At 67.6% G+C, this 17,234-nt stretch carries 15 protein-coding genes; 8 read left to right on the top strand and 7 right to left on the bottom strand.

The window, feature by feature from the left end; genetic code table 11:
- Positions 1 to 40 precede the first annotated feature (40 nt).
- Complete coding sequence (locus tag SK571_RS24130) at positions 41 to 325, top strand: hypothetical protein (RefSeq protein WP_266037982.1); 285 nt, start codon at positions 41 to 43, stop codon at positions 323 to 325.
- Here SK571_RS24130 and SK571_RS46420 read toward each other — a convergent pair.
- Positions 282 to 692, bottom strand: coding sequence for a cytochrome P450 (locus SK571_RS46420; protein WP_406602024.1), 411 nt, complete (start codon positions 690 to 692; stop codon positions 282 to 284). The two genes, SK571_RS24130 and SK571_RS46420, sit on opposite strands and share 44 nt — an antisense overlap.
- Positions 692 to 1,090, bottom strand: a complete 399-nt coding sequence (locus tag SK571_RS24125; RefSeq protein WP_319986369.1) for a cytochrome P450 family protein — start codon at positions 1,088 to 1,090, stop codon at positions 692 to 694. Before SK571_RS24125 ends, SK571_RS46420 begins: the two co-directional genes overlap by 1 nt.
- 75 nt (positions 1,091 to 1,165) lie before the next feature.
- Between SK571_RS24125 and SK571_RS24120 the strand changes: the two genes are divergently transcribed.
- From SK571_RS24120 to SK571_RS24110, 3 genes are read left to right on the top strand one after another with little or no spacing between them, the layout of a single operon-like run.
- A complete protein-coding gene (locus tag SK571_RS24120) occupies positions 1,166 to 1,363 on the top strand; it encodes a helix-turn-helix domain-containing protein (RefSeq protein ID WP_319986368.1) in 198 nt (65 codons plus the stop codon).
- 32 nt (positions 1,364 to 1,395) lie between these two features.
- A complete protein-coding gene (locus SK571_RS24115; protein WP_319986367.1) occupies positions 1,396 to 2,544 on the top strand; it encodes an exonuclease domain-containing protein in 1,149 nt (382 codons plus the stop codon).
- On the top strand, positions 2,541 to 3,047 hold the full coding sequence (locus SK571_RS24110; protein WP_319986366.1) for a hypothetical protein: 507 nt from the start codon (positions 2,541 to 2,543) through the stop codon (positions 3,045 to 3,047). Before SK571_RS24115 ends, SK571_RS24110 begins: the two co-directional genes overlap by 4 nt.
- Here the strand turns inward: SK571_RS24110 and SK571_RS24105 are convergent.
- The 5 genes from SK571_RS24105 to SK571_RS24085 all read right to left on the bottom strand — a co-directional run bounded on the left by SK571_RS24105 (position 3,044) and on the right by SK571_RS24085 (position 13,077).
- Positions 3,044 to 6,817 carry an SbcC/MukB-like Walker B domain-containing protein gene (locus SK571_RS24105; RefSeq protein WP_319986365.1) on the bottom strand — a complete coding sequence of 1,258 codons (3,774 nt, stop codon included), beginning with the start codon at positions 6,815 to 6,817 and terminating at the stop codon, positions 3,044 to 3,046. The two genes, SK571_RS24110 and SK571_RS24105, sit on opposite strands and share 4 nt — an antisense overlap.
- Positions 6,810 to 7,883 (bottom strand): TIGR02678 family protein, encoded by a 1,074-nt coding sequence (locus SK571_RS24100; RefSeq protein ID WP_319986364.1) that lies wholly within the window; start codon positions 7,881 to 7,883, stop codon positions 6,810 to 6,812. The genes SK571_RS24105 and SK571_RS24100 overlap by 8 nt, the downstream gene beginning before the upstream one ends.
- Positions 7,880 to 9,280 (bottom strand): TIGR02677 family protein, encoded by a 1,401-nt coding sequence (locus SK571_RS24095; protein ID WP_319986363.1) that lies wholly within the window; start codon positions 9,278 to 9,280, stop codon positions 7,880 to 7,882. Before SK571_RS24095 ends, SK571_RS24100 begins: the two co-directional genes overlap by 4 nt.
- A 55-nt stretch (positions 9,281 to 9,335) precedes the next feature.
- A complete protein-coding gene (locus tag SK571_RS24090; RefSeq protein WP_319986362.1) occupies positions 9,336 to 9,518 on the bottom strand; it encodes a DUF2399 domain-containing protein in 183 nt (60 codons plus the stop codon).
- Between the two features lie 226 nt (positions 9,519 to 9,744).
- The gene (locus SK571_RS24085) at positions 9,745 to 13,077 is read right to left on the bottom strand and encodes a type ISP restriction/modification enzyme (protein WP_319986361.1); all 3,333 of its coding nucleotides are present in this window, start codon (positions 13,075 to 13,077) and stop codon (positions 9,745 to 9,747) included.
- 338 nt (positions 13,078 to 13,415) lie between these two features.
- Between SK571_RS24085 and SK571_RS24080 the strand changes: the two genes are divergently transcribed.
- The 4 genes from SK571_RS24080 (at position 13,416) to SK571_RS24065 (ending at position 17,229) form a co-directional block, all read left to right on the top strand.
- Positions 13,416 to 13,550: a hypothetical protein gene (locus SK571_RS24080; protein ID WP_319986360.1), complete on the top strand. Its 135-nt coding sequence runs from the start codon at positions 13,416 to 13,418 to the stop codon at positions 13,548 to 13,550.
- An 83-nt stretch (positions 13,551 to 13,633) separates the two neighbouring features.
- Complete coding sequence (locus SK571_RS24075; protein WP_319986359.1) at positions 13,634 to 14,245, top strand: hypothetical protein; 612 nt, start codon at positions 13,634 to 13,636, stop codon at positions 14,243 to 14,245.
- A gap of 113 nt (positions 14,246 to 14,358) precedes the next feature.
- The gene (locus SK571_RS24070; RefSeq protein ID WP_319986358.1) at positions 14,359 to 15,678 is read left to right on the top strand and encodes a purine-cytosine permease family protein; all 1,320 of its coding nucleotides are present in this window, start codon (positions 14,359 to 14,361) and stop codon (positions 15,676 to 15,678) included.
- 9 nt (positions 15,679 to 15,687) lie between these two features.
- Positions 15,688 to 17,229 (top strand): hydantoinase/oxoprolinase family protein, encoded by a 1,542-nt coding sequence (locus tag SK571_RS24065; RefSeq protein WP_319986357.1) that lies wholly within the window; start codon positions 15,688 to 15,690, stop codon positions 17,227 to 17,229.
- Positions 17,230 to 17,234 lie beyond the last annotated feature (5 nt).

The raw sequence follows: 17,234 nt of genomic DNA, 5'->3' as shown, positions 1-17,234 counted from the left end.
TCTTTGACTTTCCGCAACCTCGACTCGTTATCTTGGTGTCATGCCCAGATTTGCCGAGTTCGATGTGGAAGGCCTGCGGAAATCCAGTGCCGTAGCGGACTTTCCCTGGTCAGAGACGTGGGTCACGTTGATCCGCGTCGATGCCAAGGGAGTTGTCCGGCAAGCCAAGTCGTTGACGGAGAAAGTTTCTTTGCTGACCGTCGCGTCGGACAAGGACCTCGTCATCGCGTCCTGTCCCGAGATTTACGCGGTCGACGACCTGTCGGCCGCCCGTGCGGCCGTCAAGGCTTCGGTCGCACGCGAAATGATCCCAAGCCTCGGATGAATGACTCCCGCCACTCGGGCTCAGCGGCGAGCGCGAGTTCCGGGAAACGCCGAAGGAGCGTTCCGAACGCGATCTCACCCTCGATACGAGCCAGGCGCGCCCCCACGCAGTAGTGGACCCCGTGACCGAACGCGACGTGTGGGTCTCGGCCCAGCTGCAACACGTCCGGGTCGGAATACCGGGACGGATCCCGGTTCGCCGCCCCTGGTGAGACGGTGACCTGCGAAGATTCCGGAATCGTGACCCCTCCGATCACCACGTCGGAAGTGGCGACGCGACTCACCCCCAGCGCGAACGGACCGTCGTGGCGCAGGAGCTCCTCGACGGCCTCCGGAATCAGGATCGGACTGTCGGCCAGCGACCGCATCAGCGCGGGATCGCGCAGCAGGGCGAGCAGGCCGCTGCCGATAGCTGCACGGTCGTCTCGTGGCCTGCTGTGATGAGCAGCACAAGGGTGCTCGCGAGGTTCGGCTGGTCGCGGAGCTCGGTGATGACGTCGTCGCCGGGCTCCTTGGTGGCCACCAGGCGTTCGGCGTACGCGGTGAACCTGCCGTACGCCTCGGCCATGGTGGCCGGTGCGAGCAACTCCGCGGTGAGCTTCCGGACCTCATCTCTGTCCTCTTTGGGCACACCTAGGAGTTCACAGATGACGGTGCACGGCAGGGGATGGGCGAACGTCTCGATGACGTCCACCTCCTCCGCGCCCTGCCACACGTCGAGCAACTCGTTGGCGATCTCCTCGATGCGTGGCCGGAGGGCTTCCATCCGTCGGGTGTGGCCGTGCGGTTGATGGGCCTGTGCGAGGGCGCGCGAACGACCGCGCTGGCAAGGATGGTGTTGGTGCCTCTCACCAAGCGGGAGCGCGAGGTCGCGGTGCTGGCCGCACGAGGACTCACGAACAAGGAGATCGCCGAATCACTGGTGATCTCCGTGCGGACCGTCGACAACCACCTGTCCAACACGTACTCGAAGCCCGGGATCACGACCCGCGGCGAACTCGCGTTGGTCCTTACGGATGACCTCGGCGGCCGGGGATAACGCCCGGCACGGGTCCGAACGACAGGTCCGGCATGAGCAACGGGTACGCGGTCGTCGACGTCGAGACCACCGGGCTTTCGCCTGGTCAGCACCACCGGGTGATCGAGGTCGCGGTCGTGCACCTCGACGCGTCCGGCCGCCGGACCGACGAGTGGTGCACGCTGGTGAACCCGCGCCGTGACCTCGGCGCCCAGCACGTGCACGGCATCAGCGCCGCGGACGCCCGTCGCGCGCCCGAGTTCGCCGGTGTCGCCGGTGAGCTCGCCGCGAGGCTGTCGGGACGGGTGCTCGCCGCGCACAACCTGTCGTTCGACCTGCGGTTCCTGCAGGCCGAGTTCGCGCGGCTCGGCCACGAGCTCGCCGCCCCGGCCGGGCTGTGCACGATGAACCTCGCGAGCCGCTACCTCGGCGCGTCGTCACGGTCGCTCGCAGCGTGCTGCGAGGTGGCCGGTGTGCCGATGGGCACCGCGCACTCCGCACTGCACGACGCGCGGGCGTCCGCCGGGCTGCTGGCACGGTGCCTGGACCGCATCGGGCACGTGGAGCCGGTGCGGCTGACGGTGCCACGGACCGTGAACGCGTTCGCCGTGCAACGCAGCCACGCGCACGGAGCCGAACAGCACTTCCTGGCCAAGCTCGTGCGGTTGCTGCCCCGCGTGGAGACGGCGTCGGGCGACGAGTACCTCGACGTGCTCGACCGGGCGCTGGTCGACCGGCACCTGTCGCACGAGGAACAGGAAGAGCTGGTCGAGGTGGCTCGGGCGCTCGACCTGGGCCTGCCGCAGGTGATGGAGCTGCACCGCGGCTATCTCGCCGCCCTGGCCGACGCCGCCTGGGAGGACGGCCGGGTGACCGCGGACGAGGAGGCCGACCTGCGTCTGGTCGCGTCGTTGCTCGGCGTGGAGGTCGCCGGTGCGCTGCGCCGGCCGGTCCGGCTCTCGCAGGGTGATCCCGTCGTGTTCACCGGGGAGATGCGCGAAGGCCGTGACGTGTGGGAGAGCCGGGCGCTGTCCGCCGGGCTCACGGTGAAGGCGGGCGTGACGAAGAAGACCGCGGTGGTGATCGCGGCGGACCCGGATTCCATGTCGGGCAAGGCGGACAAGGCACGCTCGTACGGGATTCCGATCGTGTCCGAGGACCTGTTCGCCGGGTTGCTCGGGCAGTTGAGCGGGTCGGCGTGAGCGCCGTGGAACGGGTGGCCGAGCTCATCCGGGACCGCAACCGCATCGACGCCGAGCTGTCGTCGTGCATCGGACGGCCGGCGTTGATCGGGCACCTCGGCGAGTGGATCGCCGCGCAGGTCTTCGGCATCGAGCTGGAGACGTCCAAGGGCATCAACGGCAGGTTCCGCAACGGCCGGACGGTGGACGTGAAGTGGTACCCGAAGAGGGAAGGACTGCTGGACCTGAAGGAGGAGGGCCCGGACCTCTACCTGGTGCTGGCCGGGCCCAAGGTTCCTCCTGCCAGCTCTCGCGGCACGACGAGACCGTTGGTCATCGACGCCGTGTACCTGTTCGACGCCGCCGCCATCGTGGCTGAGCTACGCGCGCGTGGACGCAGAATCGGCACCGCGTCCAGCGTGCGCACGGAACTGTGGGAGGCCGCGGAGATCTATCCGCGGCACAACCTGTCGTTCTCCCTCACCGCCGTGCAGCGCGAACTGCTGGCGTTGTTCGGGAGTTAGTCGTCGGCCGTGAGGCTGTGTCCGTCCCACGTGAAGCGCACGGTCGTCACGGCGTCGTCCCCGTCCGTGCCGGTCGTGAGCTGGTGGATGGCGATGCCGGTCAGCTCCCGGTAGTCGCACCACTCGTGGTCCGACGTGAGCACCAGGTCGAGGTCGAAGTTGACCAGCAGTTCCAGCAGCTGGCCGCGGTTGGTGGCGTCGACGCCGACGAAGACCTCGTCCAGCAGGATCAGGCGGGGTGCGGTCGGGGTGGCGTGGTAGTGCGCGGCCGCCGCGGCGAACAGCGGGAGGTGCAGCACGATGGCCTTCTCGCCGCCGGACAACGCGCCGTGCACGCGCTTGGTGACAGGCACCCAGCCTTCGCCTCGGTCGACCTTCACGACGAACTGGTGCCACGTCGTGTAGTCGAGCACCTGGGCGAGTTGTTGTTCCCAGCCCGTGGCGGAGTCGTGCGCGCGTGCTTCTTGCACGCGCTCGCGGAAGAACTGGTGCAGCAACGCGCGTTCGTCGTCGTTGAGGTCTGAACGCAGCAGGAGGTCGCGGGCCTCTCGGGTGCCGGGCGGCAGCTGGGGGTCGACCTGCCAGTCGAGTTGCACGCGGATGCCGGAGGCGGTCTGGACGCGCTCCAAGTGCTGGTTCATGGTGACGACGAGCTCGGACGCGCCCTGGATGCGCTGGGCGATGTGCCTTCGGGTGTCGCCGGTGAGGGTCTGGTCGAAGAGGTCGCGTTCGCCGTCCGTGATGTGGGTGCGCACGCGGTCACGTTCGGCTTGCAGCGCTTGAAGCAGGGCGTGCGCACCCATGCGCGCGCCGTCCAGCGTCGCGGTGAGCACGGTGACGTCGTCGTCGGGGTCGAGCGACAGGTCGATGCGGCCGGCCAGCTGGTGCTGTGCCTGGTGCACGGCGGCACCGAGACGGGACTCGGAGTCGCGGATCAGGCGCGGGTCCACCGGTTCGTCGGGCACCTCACCGGCGTCGGCGGGCAGGTGGCCGCTGGTCAGGTGCCGATAGCGCGCTTCGGCCGCCTCGTGCACGACTGCGGCTTCCGCGGCGCGTGCGGTGTCGACCTTGCGCTTCTCCTCCAACGTGCCGAGTGTGCGCGCCAGGCCCGTCTGCTTGTCCTGCAGCAGTTCGCGTTCCTCGGCGAGCGCGAGAGCCTTGGCGCGCAATGAGATGAGCTGCTGGTCCAAGGCCTGGAACTCGGAGCCTGCGGCACGTTCGACGGTCTCCAGCGTGATGGCGAGGTCGGCGGCCTCCTGCTGACGGGCGGCCGTCGTCTCCTCGGCCTCGTCGGCCAGCGCGCTGCTCGTCGAGGCACGGCTGCCTGCCTCGACCGACACCGCCTCGGTGGTGAACGCGTCGTGGCGGTCGTCCAGCCAGCGGTGGGCCGCGGTGGCGAACGCCGACAACGCGTCCGCGTCCGGGATGTCGGTGGTGTCGGTGTGCTGGGCGACGACGGCCTCGGCCTCGGCCACCCGCTGAGCTGCGGCCGCGACGGCGTCTTTCCGCGCCGCACAACGCAACTGTGCCTTCGTCCGCTGCTCTTCGGCGATCTCGATCGGATCGGTCGAGGGTTGCCTGGCCAGCTCGCCGGCCAGCGTGGCGCGGCGCACGGCGATCTGGTTCAGCGCGGCGTCCACACCGGACAGATCGGTGGCGAGCTGCTCGATCAGGCCGGTCAGCTCGGCGATCCGGCCCGCGCGGGCCCGTTTGCGGGCGTCCGCGCCGATGTAGGTGGGAAAGTCCTTGGTCCAGCGGCCGTGCGCGTTGGCCAGGCGCCACGTCCCGTCCGCGCCGATCGCGACGGCGTGACCCGTGGCCGTGTCACCGAACGCGACGCTCTCCAGGAACCGGCGGCAGCGCTCGTCCTCGGTGACGAGCACCTCCAGCAGCGTGTAACCGGGAGCGGGAGGTGCCAGCGACGGTTCCGCGAAACGGTCCTGGTGGAGCAGGCCGAACGAGTTGTCCGGCGTGAGCCACGCGTCGAGCAGACCCGACGCCTCCAGCGCCGCCTCGACCGCACCACGCACGGGCAGTGGTGTGCCGGGGCGGAAGTCGACCAGACGCCACAGAGGGGCGCCCACGGCGTGATGGCGGTACTCGTCGCCACGCGTGTACGGCGCGGGCGGCGGTACATCGACCTGATTGGCGAGCTTCTCGCGGATGGAGTTGTACTGCGAGAGTTGGCCGTTCAACGCCGTGCGCGTCTCCTCCAGACGCGCTTCGATGCGGCTGAACTCCTCGCGAGCGCGTGCGGCGGCCTCGACGACCTCGCCGTGCTCGGACACGTTCAGCTCAGCACAGCCGTGCGCCCACGTGTCGAAGTCCGCGCGGAACTTCGCAAACGCTTGCTCGAACGTCCGCTGCGCCGCGGCTTCCGCTTCCGTGGCGAGGTCGAGCTCGTCACGCGTTTCCTCAAGCCGTTGGCGTGCGGCATTCCGTGCGTCAACGGCTCTCTCGTGCGCGGCGACGGCACGACTGATCGCGTTGATCTCGGTGGACCGGGACTCGATGGCGGCGGTGAGCAGCTGACGGCCCGACCGCGCGTCGGCGTGCGACTCGATCTCCTCGAACACCGACGGCATGCCCGCGTGCTCGGCGGCTTCCCGTGCGATCACGGCGGACCGTCGCAGCTCATCGGCGCGTGCGGCCGCATCGGACTTGGCCTGCTCCGCCCGTTCCTCGTCGGCAACGGCACGCGCGCGGAGTTTCACGGCGTGCGCGGAGGCCTCCGAAGCGCGCAGGCTCGCGGCGGAAAGCTGCTGCCGCAACAGGTCGAGCTGCTTGCCCTCCTGGTACGCGGGCAGGTCGGAGATGCCGGAGATCTCCGCGTCGACCGCGCTCGCCTCGCGTCCCAGCGCCGCGAGCTGCTCGAACGCCTCATCGGTCAGCGTGATCTGCCGCTGGTAGCGGTGTTCGCTCATCCGCGCGGCCCGCGTCAGGTCCTCGAGCTGCTCGGTCGACGACTCCAGCGCCCGTGCGGCCACGCCGAGAACGCGCTGGGCGTAGACCCGCTGCACGTCCGCGAGGCGTTCAGCGGTGAAGATCTCCTCGTCGAGCCGCCGCAGTTCCTCGCGCTGGCGGTCGAGCCGTTCGAACCCCTCGGCGATCTCGGTCAGATCGGACTGGTCCAGCGGCGGAAGTGCCTTGGACAGCAACGAGGACAGCACGCTCGGGTCGAGCCGCTCGGACAGCTTCGGCGTGCGCAGCTGCAACAGCGCCGTGATCAGCGAGTCGTACCGTTGCTCGCTCACGCCGGGGAACAACGTCGTCCGCACCGTGTGGCGGTAATCAGCCGGTGAGGCGTGCACGACGCCGTGGTCACCGATCGCGGCGATGAGATCGGTCTTGGTCAACGGGCGCCCGGCCTCGTTCACCAGCGCCAGATCACCGATCCTGAGCGACGTCGTGAAGTACGTGGCGATGACGTTCGTCGTGTTCGTGGTGGCCTGGAGCCGCGCACCGCACGTGAACCACTGCTCGCCGTGCTGGAACTCCAGCCACACGTACCCGACGCGCGTGCTGCCCTGGTTTCCCTCGCCCATGAGGTTCCAGTGCATCGTGCGGTCCGCACTGCCGAACGTCGACAGACGGTGCGGACGCAGGTTCGCGTCGAACAGGTACGGCAGCAGCAGCTCGAGCGCTTTCGACTTGCCGGTGCCGTTGGGACCCCTGAGCAGCAGTCTGCCCTGGTAGAACGAGAAGATCTCGTCGTAGTAGCGCCAGACGTTGATGATGCCGGCGCGGCTCGGTTGCCACCGGTCAGTCATTGAGCTCCTCGACCGCGTACCTGGCTGCGGCGGGCAGCCTGCGAACGGTGCCGTTCTCCGTGCGTGCGAGCCCGAACGCCTCCAGCAGTTCGAGCGCGTCCGCCGTGAGCCTGCCCGCGCCACCGTCCGACTGGTAGGCCTTGGCCCAGGTGCGGAACTTCGTGAGCAGCTCGCGTACTTCTTCGACCAGGTCCTCCGTGGTGGCCGGACCCTGTGCCAACCGGTCGAGCAACAACAACGCGGCGACCTTCGCGTGGTTGTCGTCGTCCGGGAACCTCGTGTCCGTGGCGATCGCGTCGGCGTCGACCACGAGATAGCCCTCGGCGCGTTCCTCCAGCGTGCAGCCGGCGAGCCGGATGCCTGTCTGGACGACCTTGCGCCCGGCGGGTGACGTCAGGAAAGCGAGCTGGCTCGCGTTCAGATCTTCCTTGTACAGCACCGGATCGTCGATGAGCCTGCGCATCACGGAGTGGCGTTGCCACAGGCTGCGGTGCGCGGTGTCGTAGCGGGTCTCGCGAGTCAGTCCGGCGATCGTGTCCACTGTGGAGGGCGGCACCGGTGCGGCCAGCAGGCGGGTGAGGAGCGTCGGGTCGGCTCGGACGTGCTCGCCGGTCTCGACACCGCCCTGCTCTTCGAGGAACGTCAGGACGTCGTTGAACGCGTTGCGGTCGCTGCGCCTGGCCGGGTCGAACTGGATGCCGTCTTCGGCGGCGGCCTGCTTCGTGCGGGTCGTCAGCTCGTCGAGCGTGCTCACCGGCGCCGCCAGCAGTTCCGCGCACACGAGGCACAGCAGCGTGTAGCGCCGCCGGTCGAACGCCGGACGCGTGCGGTCGGGCCGTTGCGTCACCTTGAAAAGGCGCGCGTAGCCGGCGCGCGGTTCGACGATCACACGCCAGCCGCAGTAGTAGTCGAACCACTTCGTGATCGGTTCGCGGCGCCTTCTGATGAGGTCGAAGCCGTCGTGGTCCTGCGTCGCGGTCAGCAACGGACGCGCGAGCAGCAGACGAACGCCACGCGCCACCTCTTCGCTCTCCAGCCGTGCGAGCTGGTTCCCCGTGCGGCTCATCGGCTCTGCACGTCGATCACGTAGTCGGGCCCGCTCAGCGTGCCCTTCTGGGTGGTCATGGTCGCCCAGCCGCGCGCGTTGCGCAGGTTGATCTGCATCCGCCCGTCGCTGGTGCCGGCCGTGCGCGTGCCGGTGCTGTCCGGATCGCTGCCCAGTGCCCTGCCGACCAGGTCGATCAGCCGGTGGAACGTGTCGTGGTCGAGGTTGGTGAGCGTGGAGATCCGGATCGCGCCGTCGGTCTGGATCTGCGACCACGCGTACTCGAGCTCGGCACGTTCCTTCTCCGCCTGCTCGCGGCGGTTGCGGCGCACCTCGTCGACGTTGCGGACCTTGCCGGTGGCACCGATGTGCTCCTGCTTCCCGGTTGCGCGCAGCTGCGGCGACACGGGCACAGGCGGCGTGTTGTGCCACGCCTCGCCGCTCGGCAGCAGTTCCCCGTCGGCGTGCGCGAGGTGCGCGTGCCTGGCCGGCCACAGCCCGAACGCGGCGTTGAACAGCTCGTGCGCCTCGTCCTCGGTCTCGGTCCGCGCGAACCACCGGGCGAGCGCCCTGAAGTCGGCCGCGGTGTTCGTGGGCTTCTTGCGCTGCTCGCTGATCCGGTCGAGCACCCGCAGCAACTGCACGATCGCCTTGCGCGAGACGTCCTGCAGCTCCTCGACGCGCGGCGGGTTGTCGCAGAACCACGCTTTCAGTTCGTTCCAGTGCTCTTTGCGCTGCTGCAGCCACTGGTCCGGGACGAGCCCGGCACCGTTGCGCGCGCGTTCGAGCAGCTCGGCGGAGTCGATGGCTTGGACGGCCTCGCGGATCTTCAGCTTGCGCGCGTCCAGCTCCGCGATGAAGTCGCGCAGATACGTCACCGTCGTGCGCTTGACGTCCTGGAACGTGGACAGGTCGGCCTGGTCGTCCCTCAGCAGCCTCTGCAGATCCGCGTTGAACCGCGTCGTGCCGGTCTTGAACGCTTCCAGGTGGCCTTCGAGCTGGGTGAGCGTGGTGAAAGTCCGGCGATCGTCCAGTGGCTTTTGGAGCTCGTCGAGGTGGGCCGCGATGGCGTCGAGCACGGCGGTCTGCAGTGCGCCCTCGGTCGTGAAGGTGTGGACGGCGTGCCGGACGCCGGCGTACGCGGCCTCGCCGAACCGGGTGAGGCCGTACCGGTGCTGCGACGCGTCGAGCAGGCCCCATTGACGCAGAGCAGTGAGGGACGCGGTGAGCTCGTCGTCCGTCACCTGCTCGGACCAGCCGACGCTGCGCAACCGTTGCTGCACGTCATCGGCGGTGAGGACGGTCTGCAGGCACTCGTTCGCCACCCCGAACACGCGCATCACTGCAGTGTGCAGCTCCGCCTGGTCGGTCGTGGTGAAGCGGAACAGGTCCGCGGGCACCGGTGGAAACGTCGTCACCTGTGCCACCGTAGCTTGTCGCAGTAGGGCTTTCGGGTGACAGGGTGCGAGGCCATCAGGCCTCCGAATCGCTCAGGAAGTCGTCCAGTGCGAGTTCCTCCTCGATGCGACGGCCCGTGTGACTCATCGCCGGAGCCAGGGCGAGATCCCTGCGTGCTTTGACCGGGGTACCGGTCAGCGGACGGCTCACATCACCGGCAGTTAGGTAGGACGTGGTGTCGAAGCGCCGCGGCGTCAAGGCATGTGATCGGGCGTGCGGAGATCGACCAGCGGTGGGCAGGACGTCCCGAGGTGGTTGGCCGTGGTCGCCACGTCCAGTGCGGTCGGGCCTGGCGGATCCCCGAACGAGTTGGCGCACAGGTCGACGTTGGTGCCGTCTGGTGCGCGAACGGCTGAAAGTCCGGCATGCGGCCCGGTACACCAGGAGGGTCCGACAGTTCTTGCACCAAACGCTTGTTCGCAGGTCACAGCAGAGGAGGCGCGCCTTCCTTCGGGGGCTTCCGATACACCGCGGGGGTCGGTAAGACTCCTTCTTGTTCGAGATCTGTCACGGTGACGAGCGGACCTTTGATCACCTCATCGAGCAACTCGTCCTGCTCAGGCTCAAGACGGACGCACATGTCGAGCACGGCCAGCAACTCCAGCAGTTCTTCGTCGAACTGGGCCGTCCATCGTTGCGGATTGATGTCGTCCAGTTCCGAGGTGCGCTTGCGATGCTTGGGATTGCTCTGCCGGTAGCTGAGCCACTTGCGCACGACCGACATTCCGCCTGTGGAGTAATTCCACACCGCGCGGCTGACCGGACGGATGCAGCCAGCCTCCTGGAACAGAGTGTCCTCACCGAGTACCAGGGTTTCGGTCGCTTCATCCAGCCGTGCCGAACAAGGGATCTGCCCGTCGCCTGACGGCACCGGGGAGACGGGGCTCGGCTTTGCGTCGTCAGGGATTCCCTGCGGCCGTCCAGCTGCCGGATCGACCATCCGCTCACCGAACGTATGCAGCCAGATGACCTTGCGGCCGGCCTCGACCCCGCGCCGCCACAGGTGGGTGTCCAACGTGATCGGCACTCGGATTCCTGGAGTCTTCAACTGCTCGCGGAACCGTCTCGTATAGCCCGGATGTGCAGTGATTGCGGCGATGTAAGCCAATAGGTCCTCGGCGCCGACAGGCGTCCCAGCAAACCGGCGTAACGCCGTCAGTAACTGCGGAACGACGTTCGGGATTGTGCCGTGCGGGTCCCGATACAGCGGCAGCACCCGACCTCCGCGGCCGTTGAAGCAGTGCGCATCGGGGATGTCCGCAGCGAAGTGAAGAGCGATTCCCTCACTGATCGAGTGTGCGTGCTGCTCGGTCACGTAGACCTGACGTGGGCCACTGACTTGCCAGAGATGAGGTCTGGGGCGGTCGATCAACCGCCGATCGTGGATCAAGACTTGGCGGTCGAAGCTGCGATAGGCAAGCCGGACGAGCGGTGGTCGGAGGTCTTTCTCGGCGGCAACGGGACCTCCTCCCGCAGGCAGGCCTGGTTGTGCGCGAACGTTGTCCGAGACGGTTCGGTCTTGCGTCTCCTTGAAAAGCGCAGGCTTCTCGGCCTTGTCAGCGTGGACCAGGCGAGCCCACCTCTCGAACAGCGTGTCGGCATCAGGAGCATGAACCCAATTGCGGTTGGGCGTGATACCCGGCTGTTGCCATGGCATCAGGTCTCCAAGCGCGGGATAGGTCTCCCATGCGTCGTCGCTCGGTCGAAGTGCCGCTTGCCAGCCGGTGGAGCAGTCGGACCAACCGGAGTCGAGGCTGAGCTCCGCCAGCGCAGCGAACTTCTCCGCTTGTGTTCCAGGCAAGGCTTGGTAGTGCACCGTTGCAGGTGTCTCCGGCTGTGGATCGCCTGCTCGGACGAAAATTCCGATGCAGATCTTGTGCTGGGTCACGGGAAAGATCCGCGTACTCGTATCGGCGCGGTGTTCTTCTGGCGACAGGTCAATGATCCAGCCTTCGTCGGCTGTCCTGCGTAGGTATTGACGCATTCCTGCGTATGCCTTCGATGTGAGGTAGGCGCTTGGAGTGATCAAGGCGACCACGCCGGCTGGATCATTGGCCTCGAATGCCTTCCAGACGGACCAGCGCCAGAAGTACGTCCACATGTTGCTGAGATTGAACTCGTGGCGACCAGCACCCGGAACCCGGAACTCGTCGAGCGAGGGCCGGTTCGACGTGTCGATGGGTTTCCTCGGATCACGGCGTTGCTCCAACCACGGTGCGGCGCCGTGAGCCTTCTCCCGCCACGGCGGGTTCCCAATCACCACCATGACCGGTGTGTTTCGTTTGTGGTGGTTCGCCTTCTCTCTTGACTCCATCAGCACCTCGTACAGCTGCCCCAAGGGAAACGGCTGGTCGTACGGGTTGTCCAAGGCATTGGTGAGGAATCGCGGCTCGTCCTTCGGCAGCTCGACTTGGTACCGGCTCTTGAGCGTGGCGTGCAGGCGCAGTTCGGCGACGGCGAACGGAGCGGCCTGCAGTTCGAAGCCGACGAGTCGGTTCGCGAAGAGCTCACGGAGGTGGGCTGCCGGAACGGCGTCGGAGTTGCGTATGCGCCTCAACGTGCTCGCCGCGCTTTCGAGTACCTCTGCCAGGAAGGTGCCCGCTCCCATGGCCGGGTCCAGCGCAGTCACATCACGAGCTGCGAATCCCTGCTTCTTCCCCAGTCGCTTCTTCAAGATCTGGTCGACGAACGCGACCATCGACCTGGCGACAGGTGCGGGCGTGTAGTAGGTGCCGCTCTGGCGTCGCAGTGCAGGGTCGTAGTCGTCGAGGAAGGTCTCATACAGCCTCGCGTAGGTGTCGGCGTCGCCGAGTTGGATGTGCGTCCAGTCGACGTTGCCGATCACTCGCACCAGCGAGTCCACAACGTTGAGGTGTCCCACCCACTTCGGGTTCGCGAGCATGGCCAGCGCTGCGCCGAGCAACGAGTGCTTCTTCGCCAGCTGTTCCGCGATCGCCCACGGTGTGCGACCTTCGAAATTTATCCCGTCCACGCGTGCCAGCAACAGGGCGAACGTGACGGCCTGTGCGTAGGAATCGGCGAAGTTGGTGTCGTTGTCGCGTCCGTCAGGATTGGGGAAGAGAACGTCCCGCCACTCGCTTGCCAGGCCCGTGAACGGTTTGCGGCCAGGCGTGCTCTTTTCCTTCTGCAGGGTCTCCAGAACCTGGTCGCGGAGCAGTCTGCACAACGGAGCGACCTCGGTGACGATCGTGCGGAGGCTTCTGGGTTCGGGTGGTCGCCAGAATAGGAAATCTCGTATCAGGCGTTCGAAGCCATCGGATGCGGTGAGCCGGCTTCCGGCCCGTGAGAGATCGCCATCCAGCTTCGCAACGCTGCCGACGAGCGAGCCTTTCTCATACCGAGCGAACGAGCTGCCGTCCGTGTAGATCAGATTCGGTAACGCCTTCAGCTTCTCCCACTGCTCGCGGTCGTGCTTGTGCGGTCGCCATGCGCTCGTCTCCGGTGTTCCCTTGCCCGGCGCTTTGAGCTCGACGTAGCCCACGCGGCCGCTCGGCACGTCAACGGCGATGTCAGGCCGGGAGCTCAGTTCGGTGATGGTGACCTCGTCGTGCACGTGGACGCGCAGTCCCACGATGTCCCCAAGGCGTTCGAACAGTTTGCTCATGGGCAGGCGGAGGCGATCTTCGTTGCGGCCGTCGCCGCGCATCCGCGGCAGGAGTGCCGAGCCGTACTCGGACACGGCGGCTGCGAACTCGTCGGCGTCGAGGGGGGACCTACGTCGTGCCGGTCGCCCCATGACGCCTCCTCGGCTTAATTCGACATCCTTTCGAGATTCGTTCCGGTGCTGCGTGTAAGTCAAGCAATAGATGATGTAGATTGCAGCGTCACGCGAATGCCGCAAACTTATTAACTCACGTGGCTTAATCGACAATGTGGATCATTGAGGTCGATCGGCTGAACGAGTTGTGCGCTCACTCGTTCAGTGGCATGCGGATTTATTATGACTGCGGGAGCGGGGACAGGAAGTGACGGTGACGCAGTGCTAGGACTCAACTAGGTGCACCGCTGCGCGTAGTCGGATGGGAACGAGCGCGGCCACGGGACTGGCCGCCGCATTGGCACCGGTTTTGCGGAGTGGAGCTGGCCGTCGTCGTGGACGCGCTGGAGCAGCCGGTCACGATGCTGGTGACCGCGCAGGGCGGGGTTCAGTTCGAGATACCGGGCGACCTGCTCGTGGACGGGCTGCGCGCGGTGATCACGATGGGGTGATCCGCGTGGTGGCGTTGATCCACGAACGGGCTGTGTTGCGCCGATCGGCCTAATCTCCCGCCATGCGGACGAGGTTGACCCCCATGCAGCAGGCGGTGGTGGATGCCGGGCGCCCGTTGCCGCAGCTCACCGATCCGCTGGAGGTCGAGCTCCAGGTCAGTGCCTTCGTGGGGCCGTTCGCGGACAACGAGGAGTTGTGGGAGGTCGTCGTCCGGCACCTGGGAGAGGTGCCGAGCCGGCGCAGTGCGGCGTTGCTGACGGCGCTGGCGCATCTGCTGCCCGGGCGGCCCGGGGTGTGGGCTCAGGAGGCCGCGCGGCGTCAAGCTGAACCGAAGTGGGATCTGGGAGCGCTCACATTCGGGGAGTGCTGGATCGGTGACCGATCGATCGACGCGGGATATCTGGCACTGTTGTGCAGCTATTCGTACGGCGATGCGCCTCATGCGATGGTTTTCATGATCGATGAAATCAGTGGCAGCCTCACGCGGCACGCGTTTCTGACGCGGCAGGTGGGAGAGGCGCTGGCTCGGCTGCGGGATGAGATGCGGTTGGAGCTGATCACTCCCGTTGCTGCTCACTGGCTGCTCAGCCGCAGCTACGACCGGTTCGAGCGGCGGCCTGGGCTCGGCGTGAGCATGGACGTGCACCAGACCCGGTTGGTCGCTCGAAGGCGAATCGCTCTCGCGATGAATTAGGTGCCTGTGCGAATCGCAACGTGGTGATTCATCCGACTGTGCACATTGTCTGTAGCTCGATCGTGGGAGGGCTATTACTGTCCGGGTTGTCGATCACAGGGGGAGGGATGATCGTGGCCGTTCTTCTCGGGCGTGATGATCAGGCCCTCAGCCGTGTCCCTGACCAGGCGCGGCACCCGTGGTTGTCAGTCGCGACCCAGCGCTTCGGGCAGACGACCGCGCTGAGCCAGTTGCTGCTGGGCGCGACGCTCGGCTTTGGGATGACGTTCTGGGACGCGTTCCTCGCGCTCACGATCGGGGCTGTGCTGCTCAACGCCGTGGCGATCACGGTCGGGGTGATCGGGCAGCGGGAGGGCCTCTCGACGGCGATCCTGAGCCGGTGGACCGGGTTCGGGCACGCCGGGTCTGCCGTGCTCGGGCTGATCATCGCCCTGTCGTGCACCGGGTGGTTCGGGGTGCAGACCGGGCTGGCCGGGGTGACGCTCGCAGGCGTCGCGGGGGTGTTGCCGGCGCCGGTGTGGTCGTTGCTCTTCGGGATCGTCGTCACGGTCATCGCCGCCTATGGCGTGCGGTGGATGGCGTGGACGGCTTATGTGGCGGTGCCCGCGTTCCTGCTGTTGCTCGGCTGGCTCGTGCTGACCCACGTCGACGACGTCGGCGCCGCGCTCAGCGGTCCGGCGCCGGGGCCCTCGATCGGGATGCTGACGGCGATCACGCTGGTCACCGGCAGCTTCATCGTCGGGGCGGCGATCGCGCCGGACATGACGCGCTTCAACCGCAACGAGTGGGACGTCGTCAAGCAGACGGTTCTGGGGATCACGCTCGGCGAGTGGGTCATCAGCCTGGCCGGGGTGATCCTCGCGCACGGGCTCGGCACGACGGACGTCATGGGCGTCATCAGCGCGTCCGGCGGCTGGATCGGGGCGCTGATCGTGGTCACGGCCGTGCTGAAGATCAACGACTGGAACCTCTACTCGGCCTCGCTCGGGCTCGTGAACTTCTTCGACGCCGTGTTCGCGCTGCGGATCAGCCGGGCGCAGGTGACCGTCATCGTCGGGTGTGCGGGCAGCGTTCTCGCGGCGGCGGGCATCGTGCACCAGTTCAGCCACTTCCTGGTGCTGCTGGGCGTGGTGTTCCCGCCCGTCGCCGGGATCATGATCGCCGAGTACTTCGTCGTGCGGCGGTGGCGCAACGAGATCATCTCCACGCGGCCGTACGTGCCGCGGTCGGCGCCCTCGTGGGTGCCCGCCACGGTGGTCATCTGGCCGGCTTCGGCGGTCGCCGGCGAGCTGCTGTCGGTCGGACAGTCCAGTGTGAACTCGCTCGTGTTCGCGTTCGCGCTGTACGTCTGCGCCGGACGGCTTGACCTGCTGCGCATGAGGACGCGCCGGGCCACCAACCGTAAGGTGGTCGAGGAAGCGTCGGCCGCCTGAGGGGTGGACATGCACATCGGTATCGACGTCGGCGGCACGAACACCGATGCCGTTCTCGTCGAGGGCCGGCACGTCCTGGCCGTGTGCAAGGCGACGACGACGGCCGACGTGACGACCGGGATCATCGAGGCGGTCGGCGGGCTGCGGCACGCGTTCGAACCGGCGGCGATCACCGCGGTCATGATCGGCACGACGCACTTCGTCAACGCCGTCGTGGAAGGCCGGGGTCTGGCGCGGACGGCGGCCATCCGGCTCGGACTTCCCGCTACCACGGCACTTCCGCCGTTCGTGGACTGGCCGGAGCAGCTGCGGCAGGCCATCGGCGGGCACGCGTACCTCTGTCACGGTGGCCACGAGTACGACGGCCGGGTCATCTCGCCGCTCAAAGAGGACGAACTGCGCGCAGTCGCCGCCGACATCGCGGACAAGGGTGTGCGGTCGGTCGCCATCACCTCGGTGTTCTCCTTGGTCAGCAGCGAGTTCGAACGCCGGGCCGCGGAGATCCTCACGGCCGAGGTGCCGGGGCTGCTGGTGAGCTTCTCGCACGAGATCGGGCGGCTCGGCCTGCTGGAGCGGGAGAACGCGACGATCATCAACGCCGCACTGCGCGTGCTCGCCGAGCAGATCGCCGACGGCCTCGTGGAATCCCTGACGGCACAGGGCATCGACGCCCCGCTCTACCTCAGCCAGAACGACGGCACGCTGATGGACCTGGAGTACGCGCGCTGCTACCCGGTCGCCACGTTCTCCTCGGGGCCGACGAACTCCATGCGCGGTGGCGCTTTCCTGTCCGGGACGGACGACTGCGCGGTGATCGACGTCGGCGGCACCACGACCGACATCGGCATGCTGCACAACGGTTTCCCTCGCGAGGCGTCGTCCGAGGTGCTCATCAGCGGTGTGCGCACGAACTTCCGGATGCCCGACGTCCGCTCGGTCGGCCTCGGGGGCGGCAGCGTCGTGCGGCAGCGGCCGAAGGTCGAGGTGGGCCCGGACAGCGTCGGGTTCCGGTTGTCCCGGCAGGCCCTGGTGTTCGGCGGCGACACGCTGACGGCGACGGACGTCGCGGTCGCGGCGGGCCTCGCCGACATCGGCGACGCGAGCCTGGTGCGGCACCTCGACCGCACGCTCGTGCGATCGGTGCTCGACCACGTCGGCGACCGGATCGCCGCGCAGGTCGACCGCATGCGCACGAGCCCGGCGCCGTTGCCCGTCGTGCTGGTCGGCGGTGGCAGCGTGCTCGTGCGGGACGGGATCGAGGGTGTCAGCAGCATCGTCAGGCCGGAGCACCACGCGTTCGCCAACGCCATCGGGGCCGCGATCGCGCAGGTCGGCGGCGAGGTCGACCGGGTGTTCACGATGGAGCCGGCACGGCGGGACGAGGTGCTCGACGCGGCCCGGCAGGAGGCCGTGGACAGGGCGGTGGCGGCGGGTGCGGACGCCGGCACCGTGCGGATCGTCGAGATCGAGGAGATCCCGCTCGCGTACCTGCCGGGAAACGCGAGCCGCGTGCGCGCGCGTGCGGTGGGTGATCTGCTGCTCGGCCACTAAAGTCC

Origin of the sequence: Lentzea kristufekii, assembly GCF_033949925.1 — a bacterium.
GTDB lineage: Bacteria > Actinomycetota > Actinomycetes > Mycobacteriales > Pseudonocardiaceae > Lentzea > Lentzea kristufekii.
Note: the sequence above shows the minus strand (reverse complement) of the source record. Positions and strands in the feature narration are given on the sequence as shown.

Bases quoted from the DNA above. Each gene is read 5' to 3' on its own strand.
- SK571_RS24100 (WP_319986364.1), bottom strand. From the start codon at position 7,883: ATGAGCCGCACGGGGAACCAGCTCGCACGGCTGGAGAGCGAAGAGGTG.
- SK571_RS24075 (WP_319986359.1), top strand. From the start codon at position 13,634: ATGCAGCAGGCGGTGGTGGATGCCGGGCGCCCGTTGCCGCAGCTCACC.
- SK571_RS24125 (WP_319986369.1), bottom strand. From the start codon at position 1,090: ATGGAAGCCCTCCGGCCACGCATCGAGGAGATCGCCAACGAGTTGCTC.
- SK571_RS24115 (WP_319986367.1), top strand. From the start codon at position 1,396: ATGAGCAACGGGTACGCGGTCGTCGACGTCGAGACCACCGGGCTTTCG.
- SK571_RS46420 (WP_406602024.1), bottom strand. From the start codon at position 692: ATGCGGTCGCTGGCCGACAGTCCGATCCTGATTCCGGAGGCCGTCGAG.
- SK571_RS24085 (WP_319986361.1), bottom strand. From the start codon at position 13,077: ATGGGGCGACCGGCACGACGTAGGTCCCCCCTCGACGCCGACGAGTTC.
- SK571_RS24065 (WP_319986357.1), top strand. From the start codon at position 15,688: ATGCACATCGGTATCGACGTCGGCGGCACGAACACCGATGCCGTTCTC.
- SK571_RS24105 (WP_319986365.1), bottom strand. From the start codon at position 6,817: ATGACTGACCGGTGGCAACCGAGCCGCGCCGGCATCATCAACGTCTGG.
- SK571_RS24130 (WP_266037982.1), top strand. From the start codon at position 41: ATGCCCAGATTTGCCGAGTTCGATGTGGAAGGCCTGCGGAAATCCAGT.